General features: G+C 59.0%; 13 protein-coding genes. 3 read left to right on the forward strand and 10 right to left on the reverse strand.

Annotated features, from left to right (window positions below):
* Positions 1-165 precede the first annotated feature (165 nt).
* The 3 genes from ACP7CZ_RS20510 to ACP7CZ_RS20520 form a co-directional block, all read right to left on the reverse strand.
* Entirely contained in the window at positions 166-522 is a 357-nt protein-coding gene (locus ACP7CZ_RS20510) for a hypothetical protein (protein WP_072448317.1), read from the reverse strand.
* Positions 523-719: 197 nt separating this feature from the next.
* Positions 720-2,573: a DUF4105 domain-containing protein gene (locus tag ACP7CZ_RS20515; protein WP_057975512.1), complete on the reverse strand. Its 1,854-nt coding sequence runs from the start codon at positions 2,571-2,573 to the stop codon at positions 720-722.
* 92 nt (positions 2,574-2,665) lie between these two features.
* Complete coding sequence (locus ACP7CZ_RS20520; protein ID WP_003194274.1) at positions 2,666-3,154, reverse strand: DUF3015 domain-containing protein; 489 nt, start codon at positions 3,152-3,154, stop codon at positions 2,666-2,668.
* 263 nt (positions 3,155-3,417) lie between these two features.
* Here ACP7CZ_RS20520 and ACP7CZ_RS20525 point away from each other — a divergent pair, with 263 nt between their 5' ends.
* Both ACP7CZ_RS20525 and ACP7CZ_RS20530 read left to right on the forward strand, forming a co-directional pair.
* Positions 3,418-5,856: a Lon protease family protein gene (locus ACP7CZ_RS20525; protein WP_294168042.1), complete on the forward strand. Its 2,439-nt coding sequence runs from the start codon at positions 3,418-3,420 to the stop codon at positions 5,854-5,856.
* Positions 5,857-6,170: 314 nt separating this feature from the next.
* A complete protein-coding gene (locus ACP7CZ_RS20530) occupies positions 6,171-6,488 on the forward strand; it encodes a hypothetical protein (protein ID WP_003194269.1) in 318 nt (105 codons plus the stop codon).
* Between the two features lie 59 nt (positions 6,489-6,547).
* Here ACP7CZ_RS20530 and ACP7CZ_RS20535 read toward each other — a convergent pair whose 3' ends face one another.
* Positions 6,548-8,371 carry a hypothetical protein gene (locus ACP7CZ_RS20535; RefSeq protein ID WP_083544081.1) on the reverse strand — a complete coding sequence of 608 codons (1,824 nt, stop codon included), beginning with the start codon at positions 8,369-8,371 and terminating at the stop codon, positions 6,548-6,550.
* A 162-nt stretch (positions 8,372-8,533) separates the two neighbouring features.
* Here ACP7CZ_RS20535 and ACP7CZ_RS20540 point away from each other — a divergent pair, with 162 nt between their 5' ends.
* Complete coding sequence (locus ACP7CZ_RS20540; protein ID WP_014719996.1) at positions 8,534-9,022, forward strand: TIGR00645 family protein; 489 nt, start codon at positions 8,534-8,536, stop codon at positions 9,020-9,022.
* 15 nt (positions 9,023-9,037) lie between these two features.
* Here ACP7CZ_RS20540 and ACP7CZ_RS20545 read toward each other — a convergent pair whose 3' ends face one another.
* The 6 genes from ACP7CZ_RS20545 to ACP7CZ_RS20570 all read right to left on the reverse strand — a co-directional run bounded on the left by ACP7CZ_RS20545 (position 9,038) and on the right by ACP7CZ_RS20570 (position 15,001).
* Entirely contained in the window at positions 9,038-10,471 is a 1,434-nt protein-coding gene (locus tag ACP7CZ_RS20545; RefSeq protein ID WP_057975511.1) for an ArnT family glycosyltransferase, read from the reverse strand.
* 116 nt (positions 10,472-10,587) lie between these two features.
* A complete protein-coding gene (locus tag ACP7CZ_RS20550; protein WP_294168053.1) occupies positions 10,588-11,613 on the reverse strand; it encodes a hypothetical protein in 1,026 nt (341 codons plus the stop codon).
* Positions 11,614-11,719: 106 nt separating this feature from the next.
* Positions 11,720-11,974, reverse strand: coding sequence for a DUF6124 family protein (locus ACP7CZ_RS20555; protein ID WP_054896140.1), 255 nt, complete (start codon positions 11,972-11,974; stop codon positions 11,720-11,722).
* A 362-nt stretch (positions 11,975-12,336) separates the two neighbouring features.
* Positions 12,337-13,194 carry an NYN domain-containing protein gene (locus tag ACP7CZ_RS20560; protein ID WP_294168056.1) on the reverse strand — a complete coding sequence of 286 codons (858 nt, stop codon included), beginning with the start codon at positions 13,192-13,194 and terminating at the stop codon, positions 12,337-12,339.
* A 271-nt stretch (positions 13,195-13,465) separates the two neighbouring features.
* Entirely contained in the window at positions 13,466-13,984 is a 519-nt protein-coding gene (locus ACP7CZ_RS20565) for a cysteine hydrolase family protein (RefSeq protein WP_294168059.1), read from the reverse strand.
* 552 nt (positions 13,985-14,536) lie between these two features.
* A complete protein-coding gene (locus ACP7CZ_RS20570; protein WP_294168063.1) occupies positions 14,537-15,001 on the reverse strand; it encodes a very short patch repair endonuclease in 465 nt (154 codons plus the stop codon).
* Positions 15,002-15,308 lie beyond the last annotated feature (307 nt).

A 15,308-nucleotide genomic window follows, 5' to 3' on the forward strand; every position in this document is an offset into this window, starting at 1 on the left:
TCCTTCCTATGAAGGTTGGGCCACGTTCGCTGCCTGATCGTTCCCACCGGCGCTGATCGTTCCCACGCTCCGCGTGGGAATGCATCCTGTGACGCTCCGCGTCACGACCTCGCGAGCGGACGCGGAGCGTCCAGGGCGGCATTCCCACGCGGAGCGTGGGAACGATCAGCGTGAGCGATAGGCTTTGGCGGCGTCACGATCTTTTTCCTGCTGCCAATCGTGTTCGCGGTCGTCCCTGCGGTTTTCCTCGTAATCGCGCATTTCCTGGCTTTCGCGCATGGCCTTGCACTGACGAAACCCATCTTCCCAACCTTCGGCGTATGGCCGGTCTTTGAGGTAGCGCGGCACATTCTTGCGAAACGCCCCGGTAATCACCCCAGCGGCCTGGCGACCGCTGCTGCAACCGTCGTCGAAGCCATCGGCGAAGGCGGGTGGGTAACCTTTGGCCAGCAATTCCTGATGGGTTGACTGGCAACCCGACAACCCCACCACCGCGCACAGCATGACCGCATACCGCCACATGGCGTACTCCCTGGCCGTTTTACGGCTGATAAGGGAAGTCTAGAAGGGGATTTGTTGGGGCGGTGTGAAAGGCAGGTCAGAAAGTTGTGGGCCGAGTATAAAACCTGTGGGAGCTGGCTTGCCTGCGATGGCGGTGCGTCAGTCACTTGAACCTTGGCTGATATACCGTATATCGCGAGCAAGCCCGCACTCATTAATCAGTAGTGGTACCACTTCAGCTCAAGCATCACTTCATTCACTGGCGTGGACAGGTGGCTGTACTCACGCTGGGCACTCAGGCGCAGGCCCAGGTTGCGCGACAGTTCCCATTGCTGGTTGAGGCTGATGCTGCGCCGCACTTCGCCGTTGGTGAAGAAATCGCCCTTGGCTTCCAGGCTCAGGTTGCCCAACGGGTTTTTCCACAGCACGCCGGTGTTGAACCCGGCGGCCGGGGAGATGGCTTCGCTGAAGTCGTTGTTGTGCTCCACGCGCACGGTGCCGAGGGCGAAGCCGAGCATGTCGTCGGAGAGTTGCCAGGTGCCACCGGCGCCGCCGTTGACGTGGGCCACCAGGGTTTCGTCGTCGTGTTTGCCCGGTACGCGTTCCAGGCCGCCGGTGACTTGCCACGACCAGGGTTGCAGCAGCGCATTGCGCGGCGTCAGCGAGCGGATGGTGGCAAGGTCCAGTTGCTGGAGCTGCCAGTGATTGCCCTCGTACTGGCGCAGTTTCATTTGCAGGATTTCGATCTGCGCGCCCAAGGGGAAGCCTTCGGCGTTGTCGTTGAGGTCGTGATAGGCCATGCGCAGGCCATATTCACCGAAGGCTTTGTCGCCGCGGGTGCCGATGCCGGCTTGCCAGGTGCGCGACTCATGGCCATTTTCCGGCAGGCCAGGCGGGGTGATCTTCAGGTCTGGCGCCGGGTTCTGGTTGATCGCACGCAGCAGTTCGAAGCTGCGCTGGGAGCGTGTCGCATCGCGCTCCAGGCCATTGGCGCGGTAGCGGCCCAGGCGGTAAGCAGCATCCACGATCAGTGCCTGGCGCTCGCGGGGCAGTGCTTTGAATGCAGGCTCTTGCAGTTGCTTCTGGTCATCGCTGACTTTCAACACCCACTGCTGCTCATCGCCGTCCAGCGGCTTGGCGCGTTCGAGCAGTTCGCGTTCACGCGAGGGGCGATAGTCGATCTTTTCGACCAGACCTGCGTCCTTTACCGCCTTGACGGTATCGGTAGGGATCGCGGTGAGTGGGAATTGCTCAGTCAAACGCAGGCCAGGGCGGGCCACTTGCAGCAGTTCGAGCAGGCGATAGGAGCAGTTTTCGTCGAAGAAGAAGTAATCGAACTGGATCTGCTTGAGCTCCCACACGTGCTCGACCATACGCTTGGTCTCGACCTCGGTGAGGTTCAGGCGGTATTCCCACAAATCGCGGTTTTCGAGGCTGCGGTATTCCGAGAGTTTCTCCTGATAGGGCACCAGGGCGAACAGGCCGGGATAGCCGCCCATCAGGCCCTTCCAGGCATAGAGGATGCTGTTGTCGGAGCCTTCGATATAGGCGCCGAAGTTGATCGCATAGCTGAGCAGGGCGGTGTTGTTGCTTTGCACGTCGGCCTGGTCGATGCGCAGCAGGGTGTGGCCGAACATCGACGACGGGCTGTTGAGGTAGGCCGCCGGGAAGATCATCACTGCGCTATGGGGCGCGACGTCCTTGAACCACTGGGTGAACTCTTTGCACTCCAGGGCGGGCAGGTCGTTCAGTTGCAACTGCGCCTTGAGCCAGCGGGTACGTGCGGGGTACACACATTGGGCGTGCTTTTCACCCAGGCTGGCCGGTGCATACAGCGCATCAACGGTGGCCTTGAGTTCGGCGTCCGGATGGTGCGCGCCATCGGGAGCGATGAAGAATTTCTTGTCGCTGACATAGCTGCGCCAGCCACTGATCTTGCCGGCTTCGTAGTGCCCCAGCGACAGCCAGAATGGATCATTGGCCAGTTGCTGCAAACGTTGATCGTCGAGGTGCGGTGCCGCATGCAGCGGGGCGCAGGCGAAGAGAGCCAGGCAAGCGAGGCGTTTGAGCATGGAGGCTACTTAAGTCGGACGGAAAAAAAGACCCAAGGTGGGCGGGTCGAAAAAATAAAACCCGCGCCTCGAAAGGCGCGGGCAGGTCGAGCTTAAGCCTGGGTTGCGTATTTCGCCAGACGGGCATCGCTTTTCAGTACAGCAATGGTGTTGTTGTGCACGTCGTCAGCGGTCACGTCAGCCTTGCTGAAGATCTGCTGGAAGTGCTCGTGGGTTACGGCCGCGAAGTGATCGCGATCTTCCGGCGCAACACCCAGTACCACCGCGTAGGTGGTCAGCGCTTCGCCGTTGCCTTTGGCCATGTCTTCGGACAGCTCGTTCATCATGCCATTCATGGCAATCCAGGACTTGCCGCCGTAGGTCAGGGCGCTGTTGGTGCTGCAACCGTTGGTGCCCGAGGTCATGCCGAAGGTGGCGTTACCCGAAGTACCGTTGGTGGTGGAGGCGAGGAAGTGGGCCGGAGTACCGCGCTGGCCTTCGAACAACATGTTGCCCCAACCGCAGTTCGGGCCACCTGGTGCTTCTGCCATTGCATTGAGGGAGACGACGGTGAAGAGAGTACCAAGAAGGATCCGTTTCATAGCTTTGTTCTCTTTGTGTGCAAACCAATGGACAAGGGTTCAGGTGCTCAACGCACCCTAGGGGCCAGTTATTAGTCCAACCCGCGCAGTTTGGAGTTTAGGCACGTTCCCAGGGTTCCGTGTTTTTTTATAAACATTCAGTGGCGGGCGATTTTTTTGCAGGACGCGTGCGGTGGCTATGCTTTCCCGAAAGCGCGCCTTGCCAGAGCGCTCAACCGGGAGCCAGAATGCCCCATCTGCCCCGCCTGATGTAAGGAAGCCCGATGCCTGATCCTGTTGCTGCCAGCTTGCGTCTAGCGCCCGAAGCGCTGACTCGTCCTTTCTCCGCTGAACAGTTCAGCTTCTCGACCACCAATGATTTGGAGCCCTTTCGCGGTGTGCTTGGCCAGGAACGTGCGGTTGAAGCCTTGCAGTTCGGCGTGGCCATGCCACGCCCCGGTTACAACGTGTTTGTCATGGGCGAGCCGGGCACCGGCCGCTTTTCGTTCGTCAAACGCTACCTGAAAGCCGAAGGCAAGCGCCTGCAAACCCCGGCGGACTGGGTTTATGTGAATAATTTCGATGAGCCCCGCGAGCCCCGCGCCCTGGAATTGCCAGGTGGCGCCGCCGCGGCGTTTATTGCCGATATCAACGGCCTGGTCGATAACCTGGTCGCCACCTTCCCGGCGGTGTTCGAGCACCCGACTTATCAACAGCGTAAAAGCGCCATCGACCGGGCGTTCAACCAGCGCTACGACAAAGCGCTGGACGTGATCGAGCGCCTGGCCCTGGAAAAAGACGTGGCGCTGTACCGCGACAGCTCCAATATCGCCTTTACGCCGATGCTCGACGGCAAGGCGCTGGACGAAGCCGAGTTTTCGCAACTGCCGGAGGCCGATCGCGAGCGCTTCCACACCGATATCTCCGAGCTGGAAGAACGCCTCAACGAAGAACTGGCCAGCCTGCCGCAGTGGAAGCGTGAGTCCAACAACCAGCTGCGCCAGTTCAACGAAGAAACCATCACCCTGGCCCTGCAGCCTTTGCTGGCGCCCTTGTCGGAAAAATACGCAGAAAATGCCGGCGTCTGTGGCTACCTGCAGGCCATGCAGGTGTACCTGCTCAAAACCGTGGTCGAGCAGTTGGTGGACGACGCCAAGACCGACGCCCAGGCGCGCAAGCTGCTCGAAGAGCAATACTGCCCGAGCCTGGTGGTAGGCCACTCGGTCAACGGTGGCGCGCCGGTGGTGTTTGAACCGCACCCGACCTACGACAACCTGTTCGGCCGTATCGAATACAGCACCGACCAGGGCGCGCTCTACACCACCTATCGCCAGTTGCGTCCCGGCGCGTTGCACCGCGCCAACGGCGGTTTTTTGATCCTGGAAGCCGAAAAAATGCTCAGCGAGCCGTTTGTGTGGGATGCGCTCAAGCGTTCCCTGCAATCGCGCAAGCTGAAGATGGAATCGCCTTTGGGCGAACTCGGCCGCCTGGCCACCGTGACACTCAACCCGCAGATGATTCCCTTGCAGGTCAAGGTGATCATCATCGGCTCGCGCCAGTTGTATTACGCCTTGCAGGACGCCGACCCGGACTTCCAGGAGATGTTCCGCGTACTGGTGGACTTCGACGAAGACATCCCCATGGTCGACGAGAGCCTGGAGCAGTTCGCCCAGTTGCTCAAAACCCGTACTTCGGAAGAAGGCATGGCGCCGCTGACTTCGGACGCGGTGGCGCGCCTGGCGACCTACAGCGCACGCCTGGCCGAACATCAGGGGCGTTTGTCGGCGCGTATTGGTGATTTGTTCCAGCTGGTGAGCGAGGCGGACTTTATTCGCCACCTGGCCGGCGACGAAATGACCGATGCCGGGCATATCGAGCGCGCCCTCAAGGCCAAGGCCACGCGCACCGGCCGCGTGTCGGCGCGGATTCTCGAAGACATGCTCGCCGGCGTCATCCTGATCGATACCGCCGGTGCCGCTGTGGGCAAGTGCAACGGCTTGACGGTGCTGGAGGTCGGCGACTCGGCATTCGGCGTGCCGGCGCGGATTTCCGCCACGGTATACCCGGGCGGTAGCGGTATTGTCGACATCGAACGCGAAGTTAACCTCGGCCAGCCGATTCACTCCAAGGGCGTGATGATCCTCACTGGTTACCTGGGCAGCCGCTATGCCCAGGAATTCCCGTTGGCCATCTCCGCCAGTATTGCCCTGGAGCAGTCCTACGGGTATGTGGACGGCGACAGTGCGTCCTTGGGCGAGGCGTGCACCTTGATCTCGGCCTTGTCGAAGACGCCGCTCAAGCAATGTTTTGCCATTACCGGCTCGATCAACCAGTTTGGTGAAGTGCAGGCGGTGGGCGGGGTCAACGAGAAGATCGAAGGCTTCTTCCGCCTTTGCGAAGCTCGCGGGCTGACCGGTGAGCAGGGGGCGATCATCCCTCAGGCCAACGTGGCCACGCTGATGCTCGACGAGAAGGTGTTGCAGGCCGTGCGTGCCGGGCAATTCCATATCTATGCGGTGCGCCAGGCGGATGAGGCCTTGAGCCTGCTGGTGGGCGAGGATGCCGGTGAGCCGGACGCCGAGGGGCAGTTCCCGGAAGGCACCGTGAATGCGCGGGTGGTGGAGCGCTTGCGGGCGATTGCCGAGATGATCAGTGATGAGGATTTGAAGGAGGCGGAGAAAGAGCTGGCGCAGCAGGCGTTGGCGGAAGCGAAGCCAACCTGATTGCTGTCATCACTCGATCAAGGTGGGAGCTGGCTTGCCTGCGATAGCGGTGTATCAGTCAACTGGGAGGTTGGCTGTGAGTCTGTCATCGCAGGCAAGCCAGCTCCCACAGTGGTCCGTGGTGTTTTTGGGAATGTTTAGCGTGCCACAAAATTGACTCCACCCTCAGGGACCAACGCCCGTTGGTCCCTACAACCTTGGTTTGTCGCGTTTTTATTCTATTCTCAGAGTCAGGGATATCCACAGGAGTCGCAGGATAGAAACAGCCTCGCCTTGCGCTGGGGCTGAACACCGATCTACCGAGGGGCGCCGCCATGTCGCGCAACCTTTGCCTTACTCGCCAGTGCCTGGGCCTGGTCACCCGTATCGAATGCTCCATTCGCCCTCTCGCCGGGGATAACGGGATGTGGACGCTGTTGTTTGCCGCCGGCATGTCGGGCGAGCAGCCTTCCACTGTCAAATCCCAGGGCCCGTTCCATGGGCCCTTCGTGGCAGAACGCATGCTGGGCACCATCGTTGATAGCCTGACCTTGCACGGCTACGAGCAAATGGACGAGCCGCAGATATGGTGCCTGCACCTGCAGGCTCATCTGCGCCAACTCAATGGCGGCCAGGAGCGACTAGCCCTCTGAGGATCGTTCCCACGCTCCGCGTGGTAACGCCGCCCCGGACGCTCCGCGTCCACCCAGGGCTATTTGCTCTCAGGCTTGTCCAGCTTCACCTCAAAGCCGTACTGCACGGTGCTGAGGTCGGTGCGCTGGTAACTTTCCAGCGTGGTCGGCTGGCCGTAGAAGTAATGCACGTCAAACATCGCCGTGCCGTATTCCTCGGCGCGGTGGCTGACACCGAGAATCTCCTTGAGGTAATTGCCGCTGGCATCCTTGGCATAGAAGCGCCAACTGTCGGCGGGGAAGTCCTTCTGGTCGACGATCAGCGCGTTGTCCTTGAGCGACAGGCCCTTGGGCAGCTTGGCTGCGTCAATCGTGGCCTTCTCGATGGTGGCCAGAAACAACGGTACCGAGCCCACCACAAACGCCGGGGTTTCCGGGAACAGGTTGAGGTCGTAGGTGAGCGTGCCGCTGACTGCGTTCAGCTCGAAAGCCTCGGTCGGCAGCTCGATAGGCTCGCCGCGCTCGCCCTTGTCATCGGCGGTGAAAAAGGTGATAGGCGCGTCACTGTTGTTGCGCTCGGCACCGACCAGGTCGTCATTGAAGGTGAACGGGTGGTCGAACACGATTTTTGCGGCGCTGGCGTCTTCGGTCGATTGGCTGATGGTGACGCTGTTTTTCAGTTGGTCCTCCGTCATCGAGGCATCTTTGAGCCAACTGGCGGCGCCGTCGTCATACACCGTGACCGGCATTGGCAGGGGCTGCACGGTGTTTTGCAGGCTGTTCCTGTCAAAGCGCATCACCGGCAGGTCCAGGTCTTTACGGGTGACCGTGGCCTTGGAGAAATCCAGCACATTCACCTGCAGGTTATCGATCAGCCCGTTGAAATACACCTTGGCGTAATGGCTGGTCTGCTGGCGCTCGAAGGCTTTTTGCGCGTCGGTGAGCTGTTTATCGAAGGCATCGGACCACGCGGTCTGTTTTTGCATCTCGGCCAGTTGTTTTTCATAGAACGCCACTTGCGCGGCACTCTCGTTGATCGAGCCTGAGCGGGTCAGAAACTGCCCGGTGCTGTCCCGTGCCTGCACCAGCAGCGGATTGGGTGACGCATCGCCCACTTCGGCGGCCAGGGGCTGGCTGTTGGTCAATTCGATCTCGGCGTAGTTCTTTTCCAGCGTCAGCAGGTTGAGGGTGATGTTGCCGTCGGTGCGTTTATGGCCCACGTCTTGTTTGGTCAGGTCGAACGTCAGCACCTTGCCCGGGGTGACCACCTCCACCGCGCCCTTGAGGCTGATGGGTTGTGGCTGGCTCTTGTTTTCCGTCTCGATGCCTTCGATAAACGGGTAGGTCACCGTCAGGTCGTCGGGGTTGGTCAGGTTGGAGCTGCTGGGGCTCAGTTGAATGCCGGGGTCGGTTTCTGACCATTCCGGTTGGAAGGGAATGACTTTATTGTTGCTCAGGGTGACCGACTGCCATTCCAGGCCATGGGGGAAGGGGAACTGGTCCGGCGCGTTGAAGTTGAACGGGAAGACCGGCTGCAAATCCGTCAGGTAGTCGGAGTGCGAGGTTTTGCGCAGCACGAACAGGCCATTGATGTAGCTGTCCACCAGCGCTTGGGGCGTAGGGTAATGCTTGAGCAGGGCCAGGCTGTCTTCGCCGTATTCGGCTTCGATGGGCTTGCTGGCGAGCTTGACGCGCGCGCGCTCCAGCAACAGCAGCGAGCCGCCCAGGTCGGCGATGGCATCGCGCAGCTTGGGATCCTGGATGCTGTCCAGAGACTGTTCGAACTTTGTGGTTTTCTCTTCGAGGGTCGCCTGCTTCTGCTCTTCTTTGGGGGAGCAGCCGCTGGCCATCAGCAACGCCGCGCACAGGCCGAAAGTGGCCAAAGGGGATCGCACATCCATCATCTGAGTTTTCCTGTCCGACATCATCGAGCCGAGTGAATGGCCTCGACACTAGCAGAAAAATTCTCTTACAGATGCCACTTGGGTCAGTTTTCTCGCGGTGACAGGGGCCGGGTAGCGGCTGGTATACTCGGCGCCATTTTTAGCCAAGCTGTGTGAGATTCAATGGAACGCTTTATCGAAAATACAATGTACGCCTCGCGTTGGCTGCTGGCGCCGATCTACCTGGGGCTGTCCTTGGGCCTGCTGGTCCTGGCGTTGAAATTCTTCCAGGAAATCATTCACGTGATTCCCAACATCTTCACCATGTTGGAAGCCGAAGTGATCCTGCTGCTGCTGTCGTTGATCGACATGGCCCTGGTGGGCGGCTTGCTGGTGATGGTGATGATTTCCGGTTACGAGAACTTCGTGTCGCAGCTGGATATCGACGAAAACAAGGAAAAGCTCAACTGGCTGGGTACCATGGACTCGTCGTCGCTGAAGATGAAAGTTGCGGCCTCCATCGTGGCGATTTCCTCCATCCACCTGCTGCGCATCTTCATGGACGCCAAGAACGTCGATCCACAGCACCTGATGTGGTACGTGATCATCCACATGACCTTCGTGGTCTCGGCGTTCGCCATGGGCTACCTGGACAAACTCACCAAGCATTGATACCCCGCGCTGGCCTTACTGCTCCACGAAGTAATAAGGCTGGCGGTTGACTGCCATTTGCTTGATCACCGTAACCGGCTCTTTTAGCCGGTCAGTGTGGTCCGTCAGCGCAACGTTGCCGGGCTTGGCGCTGAGGAAGGCGCGCAGTTCGGCTTCGGTGTTCAGGATCGGCAAGTAGGCCTGCAGGTAGAACACGCTGGCGCCGTCGATGCGCTCGTTGGGTTGGTACATGGCCACCGTCCTGCCTTCGTCTTGCAGGGTCTGGATCTGGCTGATCACCGGCACGAATGAATGGCGCACATCGGCTTTGGGTGCAAACCAGAACGCCGCGCTCAGGTAGCAGGCGATGGCCAGGCTGAAAACCCCGCCGATGATCTGCCGGTGATAGCGGTACAGCCCCGGCTTATGGTCTTTGGCCCACTCCAGCAGCACCCGCGCATATTCGGCAGCCAGTACAGCCGCGGCTGGCGTCAGCGCCATCAAATACACGGTGCGTTTACTGGAAGCCAGGGTCAGCAGGGTGAACTGCGCCACCAGCCACACACTGAAAAACAGGCGGTAGCGGTTGCGTACCAGGCTTTTGCGGAAGTGCCACAGGCCCAAGTACACCAGGATGTTCCAGGGCAGGAAGGCCTCGGGCAGTTTCGCGAGGTAATAGTAGAAAGGTTCGTAATGCCCGGCCTCGACGAACGAACCACTGAAGCGCCCGACGCTATTGGTCCATAACACCTCACCCACCGCCTGCATCCCACCGCGCTGAAACAGAAACCCCAGCCAGATCAGCAGCGGCACCAACGCCAACAGCGTGAACAGCGCCGGCTTGAGCCAATCGCCCAGCCGCAGGCGTTTATCCATCAGGCTGGTGCTGAACAGGTACACGAAAATCACAATGCCCGGCATCGCCAGGCCCAACACACCCTTGCTCAACGTAGCGATGACCATCCCGGCGGTAAACAACGCCCAGGCCCAAGTACTTGAACCTTCACGATCGGGCCGTACCGCCTGGTAAAACCCCAGCAGGGCCGCGGTGACACCGAGGCTGAGCAACGAATCCTCACCCACCCCCCGCACATTGCCCCAATAACTGGCCATGGTCGCCAGGATCAGCGCAGCGCTGAACGCCAGCGTCTGCGGCCGCCCGAACCGACGCAACATCCCGTACAACAGCATCACACTGAACAACCCGGCAAACGCCGACGCCAGGCGCACCGCCCCGGTGCTGGCGCCAAACAGGCGAATCGCACCCGCGTCCAGCCACAGGCTCAGGGGTGGTTTTTCCAGGAAGGGTTCACGAAACAGGCGCGGCACCACCCAGTCATTGTCCAGGTGCATCGCCATGGCGATCCCGGACACCCGGGCTTCGGTAGAGCCTTGCAGCTCGTGGTTGCCGAGGGCGAAGAAGAACAACAGAGCAGCAAGCAAGAGCAGCAGGGGAGCGGGGCGCGTCATGGAGTCTGGCTACCGAGGCATGAGACCGATCGGGCGACCGGTCATGGGTAGTCAGGGAGTATACGAGTGCGATTCTTAACCTTTGGTGAACGGCCGTGGGGTTTTTCTCCGGCGGATCAAGGCAGTTTCAAGCTGGGCACTGCCGCTTTGCCTTGTGCGGTCAGCACCGGCTCCAATTGCTCCCAGGTGAAGGCCAAGTCGTTGTCGCAACCGTCACCATTGGCCGGTGTCGAGAGTTGCAGGCCCTGGGTGTTGAAGCTCAGGTGAAAATTGGAGTAATCGGTAATCGCGGGGCAGCCCTCGTCGGTGGTGGTTTGCTTGGCCAGCCAAGTGCTGAAGGCGGCCGGCAGCTTCAAATGGCCGGAATAGGCGTCATGCCATTGCTGATGGCCGCCGAGCCAGGTCCATGGGTCCACACTCTCGCCGGTTTGCAAGTTCCAGGAGTGCAGGCCCCAACTGATGCCCATGGCGCCTTGGCCTGCGGCCCAGCGGTAGAACCGCACGGTGAGAAATTGCGATGACCAATAGGCAGGCTCAACCTCGATCTCACTGGTATAGACCGAGCCGTTTCGACCCAGGTATTCACGCCGCTCATAAAAATAGTCGGTTAGATCTTCGTCATTGACGGCCAACGCGGCGAGTTGCTGGTTGATCTTCTGCACCGCCGGGCCATCGCCCTCCAGCTTGAGCGTGACGCGGGGGCCTTGGATCTTGAGCTGGTAGGTGTGGTTGTGGAAAGTCTTCTTCTCGGTCTTGATCGGCAGCGGCGCGGCTTCCATGGGCGCGTTATAGGCATCGCTGCCGCAGCCGTCCGTGCCAATGCGGCGCAGGGCCAGTGGCAGCGGCGAGCCGCCATCGGTTTTGCTCCAGGCACCAGAAAGTGCATCGCCCTGAGGTTTTTGCAGGGTCCAGAAACCTGTGTTGCCTTCCTCCACCCACGGGGCGTTGTCGTTGGCCTGGGTCAGCTGAATCGGGGTACGAATGCGCTGGTAGTAATAACTGCCATGCTCCCCGTCGGCGCCGTTGAAACAGACGGTGATAGCGGACTTGCCCAAAGTACCTTGCCAAACCCCGGCCAGATCGGCGGCTGTTGCGAGTAAGGGCATGACGGAGAGGGCGATGATGGCAAAGGGCTTGAGCACGGGTATCTGACTTCCGGTTGTCTGATAAAGGCCGTCAGGGTAATGGGAAGTGTGAGGGGATGCCAGCGGGCGAGATGCGGTGAGGCGTCTCGCCCGTTTGCGTGTTTTAGGGCTGTGGCGTCTGGCTGGTGAATGGTTGGGTGTTCAAGACTCGTTCTACCAGTAGCTCACCCAGAACGATCAATTGTTGGGCGGCGAGCAACTTGTGGCGGTGCGCGCCTTCAAGTTCGAAGGCTAGGTCGGTGGTCATGGCGTTGAGGGAGGCGAGGGTTTCGCTGGCTTGGATTAGCAGGGTTTCGGGGTGGATGTTTTCGGCGAGGGTGAAGAGGGTGGTTGGGGGATTGGGGGTGATCTTTTTCACGATGAAGCTCCTACACTGTTTAAGGAGCTGCCTCCCCCTGCTGTCAAACAGGATTGGGTGGCAGCTGTACGCGGGTTGACAGACCGGAAGTGTAGGAACCCGGCGCACCCGAAGATGCCCCACGCACAGCCGCCATGAACGGAGCGGAATGCGTAAGCATGCCGCCTTATCACGGGGTGTGAAAGGTTACACTTTTCGGCCTGTCAAAGCCGGACGCTGATCATCAGCGACGCAAAGAAGTTAGCGTTGTGAAGGGGGTTGCGCCAGTTCACCAACAGCGCGGCAACTTGCGGGAAAATTCCGAAGCTCGGCCCCGCACCGCTTCTAGACTCGCCACACAGTGGAAACCACTGAGTTTGAGCTCAGTCCTTGGTTTCCAGACATGGCTTTTTAACATGCACCCCTGGATCAGCCTCCAAGTTACCCGCAATTGCGATTTCAGTGGCCTCATCGCGTTGGTGTCGCATATCTGGTCGTAGAGCCCACCACTCCGGACTCTTAATGACATCGGCGCCGGTGATATCCCTGATCATCTTCACAATGTCGAAGGATCGAAGGCCATCTACGTGTTCGCTAAGACTGCTGGTCGTATTGGCCCACATGGGATCCAGAACGAAATCGATCCCTTTCATCCTTGCCAGCTTTGCCGCAGGTACGAAATCAGCGTCGCCGGCCACCAAAACAATGACGTCAACCAGTCGGTCCATGGCCAGGGTCGTGATATCCATGCCCAGTTTGGTATCTACGCTTTTTTGCTCCACATTGTAGTGAAAGTCTGCATTGGTGAGCTCGCTCCAAGCCTTTTGGCCATTGAGCAAAGCTTTGAGTGAGTGGGAGTTGAGCCGCCATTCTCCACTTTTGGCTAGCTCGCCGAGCCTGAGCGCTGTTTTCCTGCTGCACCTGAGATTGTCATGAAGGGCACGTCGTAACTGGTAGGGCGGATGGGTATTGAAATTCAAATGTCCTGGCGTTTTGTGGCCTGGTGGTATGAGTGGGAGGCGTACCTGATTGGAGGGCGGCGGACAGTCGTAGTAATAGACTCGGTAGAGTTCCCGGCGGGCGGATCGCTCGTCCTCAATGTGAAGCCTGACCAGCTTCCTGATGATCTGCGCCAAATGTTCCGCGTTCGGCAGCAGGCTGTCCCGGAAATACTTTCGCCCGAAGAACAGCACGCGCTGAAAGAAAAAACCACCATCGATGAGAACGGCTGTTCGCTTCACTCACTTTTCTCCGGGCAAAAAAAAGCTCAGGACTGCTGGGCAGGTTCTAACAATTGCCTGCGCGCTGTACTGAGCTGGTAGATAGTTTTGTTCAGTCGCCGCCTGAGCGTCAAGGACAAGATGGAAGCCATCTTAGAGCTGGGCGCTGCCATTGCTGCGACAGTTGAAGGTTATCTGCGACAGGCGGAGTTGACCAGTTCACCAACAGCGCGACATCTTGCAGGAAAATTCCGAAGCCCGGGCCTGTTGACCTCCCCGCCGTCAGGCTCTGTTAAAAACTCCAGTCCTCAGCCCGAACCAACTGGCAGAACGGCCCGTTGAGCGTGGCATTGTGATGAGCCACGATGGCCTCGGCTTTCATCAAGGGCGTATCAGAACAGGTATGACCGTCGGCGATAAGCACCGCATCAAAGCCAAGATCACGTGCGGCACGGCAGGTGCTGTCGACGCAGTATTGCGTTTTCATCCCAGTGACTACGACGCCGGTGGCGCCGCTGGAGCGCAGATGGTCAGCCAGGTCAGTCATTGCAAAAGCGTTAGGCCGACGCTTTTCGAACACCACTTCCCCACCCAGCAACTTCAGTTCCGGTGCAACCAGCGTAAGCGGGCTGCCCGGCTCGATTGGCGAGCCAGCGGGGCCGATGTGGCGAGCGAGAAAAATCGGCGCACCTGCGCTACGGGCCTTGTCCATCAGGGTATTGAGCGTTTCCAACAGCTCGTCGCAGCGCCATGGTTTTTCTGGGCCGTGGATGAGTCCGACTTGGATATCCAGTATCAACAGGGCGTACATAGGTGCATCTCCTTGCGTGTGAACCAGCGACACAAGGCATAAAAAAAGGCCCTGTCCATCGCTGGCGGGCCTTTGAAGTTCGTTTGTTGTTGCTTCACGACACCTCGCACGCTCCGCTTGATGCGGTCGTGGTGGTGGTTGTCGAGGTGAGGTAATGGGTAGTCATAAGGTGACATTAGCAGTGTGGTGGATGGAACTCTAGGCAAAAAAAGACATTGTTGGACGACTTTTTTTGTTTAATTGGCGGGTCGGGGGAAACTGAAACAAGTGGGTGTCTACCTGTTATTGCTGGTTAATAATTATTGGGTAATCTAGCTTGGAATACAGTTGGAACGCTGCGTGTATTGGATTCCGATGGACGGTGCAATTTGAGCTGCCTCTTAATCCGTCGGGATTGAACCTATCAAGCGAATGGCAGTGAAAACGTCAGCCATGGCTGGGGAAGAGTTGCTGTTAATTGTTTCGCGCCACCCGCCTCAGACTGCTTTGAATAGTCTTTCGGACTGCATGGAAATGGAGTGCGGAAAGCCTATAGGCTCAGGTTACGGTTAACTAATCGCTGGGGACGAGCAGGTCGGAGAAGTTGGGCCATGAGACGTATTTTTGGGTGCGATCCGGGATCGTTTCCAGAAGCCAGTTCATGCCCGCTTCCGGTCCGCGTATTCCGCACTCCCAGAGCTCGATCACTCGCCAGCCTAACCTGAGCAGTTCGTCTCGGTTCCTGATGTCACGCTTCACGTTCTGATCGAATTTCGTCTGCCAGAAATACTCGCGGGTCTTTGGGGTCGCGGCGTATCTACAGCCCGGATGCCTGTGCCAGAAGCAACCATGAACGAAGATGCAGACACGATGACGAGGGAGTACGACATCGGGTTTGCCTGGAAGATTTCGCTGATGCAAGCGATACCTGAAGCCTTGCCGGTGAAGCAGTTTCCTGACCTTCATCTCTGGCAATGTATCGCTGCCGCGGATGCCCGCCATCATTCGAGACCTGACTTCTCTGCTGACTATGTCCATGAACACCCCCCAGATGAGCTTGCCTCTGGCGCAGGATACCTCCTTGGGAAAAACTATTCCGCTTCGTGAGCCAATTCAAGTTGTGGCTTCTTCGCAGGTCCCGGAGGGCTGGGGAAGGCTTTGCCTCATCAGGCAAAGGTGAGCGATTAGATATCGTCGTTTAGGTCGAGATATACCCCGTTGCCCGTAAACCTTGATGCTAAGGGGATTCTTTCGCCGATGAGGCTGGCTAATTGTGAAGGTTCACGCGACCTGCGCAGGCGACATCTCGCGGCATTTTCATTACACTCTGACACCATGTAGCATT

Origin of the sequence: Pseudomonas sp. DWP2-2 (genome assembly GCF_049897065.1) — a bacterium.
GTDB classification, from domain to species: Bacteria; Pseudomonadota; Gammaproteobacteria; order Pseudomonadales; family Pseudomonadaceae; genus Aquipseudomonas; species Aquipseudomonas paracarnis.

Bases quoted from the DNA above. Each gene is read 5' to 3' on its own strand.
- ACP7CZ_RS20510 (WP_072448317.1), bottom strand. From the start codon at position 522: ATGTGGCGGTATGCGGTCATGCTGTGCGCGGTGGTGGGGTTGTCGGGT.
- ACP7CZ_RS20515 (WP_057975512.1), bottom strand. From the start codon at position 2,573: ATGCTCAAACGCCTCGCTTGCCTGGCTCTCTTCGCCTGCGCCCCGCTG.
- ACP7CZ_RS20520 (WP_003194274.1), bottom strand. From the start codon at position 3,154: ATGAAACGGATCCTTCTTGGTACTCTCTTCACCGTCGTCTCCCTCAAT.
- ACP7CZ_RS20525 (WP_294168042.1), top strand. From the start codon at position 3,418: ATGCCTGATCCTGTTGCTGCCAGCTTGCGTCTAGCGCCCGAAGCGCTG.
- ACP7CZ_RS20530 (WP_003194269.1), top strand. From the start codon at position 6,171: ATGTCGCGCAACCTTTGCCTTACTCGCCAGTGCCTGGGCCTGGTCACC.
- ACP7CZ_RS20535 (WP_083544081.1), bottom strand. From the start codon at position 8,371: ATGATGGATGTGCGATCCCCTTTGGCCACTTTCGGCCTGTGCGCGGCG.
- ACP7CZ_RS20540 (WP_014719996.1), top strand. From the start codon at position 8,534: ATGGAACGCTTTATCGAAAATACAATGTACGCCTCGCGTTGGCTGCTG.
- ACP7CZ_RS20545 (WP_057975511.1), bottom strand. From the start codon at position 10,471: ATGACGCGCCCCGCTCCCCTGCTGCTCTTGCTTGCTGCTCTGTTGTTC.
- ACP7CZ_RS20565 (WP_294168059.1), bottom strand. From the start codon at position 13,984: ATGTACGCCCTGTTGATACTGGATATCCAAGTCGGACTCATCCACGGC.
- ACP7CZ_RS20570 (WP_294168063.1), bottom strand. From the start codon at position 15,001: ATGGACATAGTCAGCAGAGAAGTCAGGTCTCGAATGATGGCGGGCATC.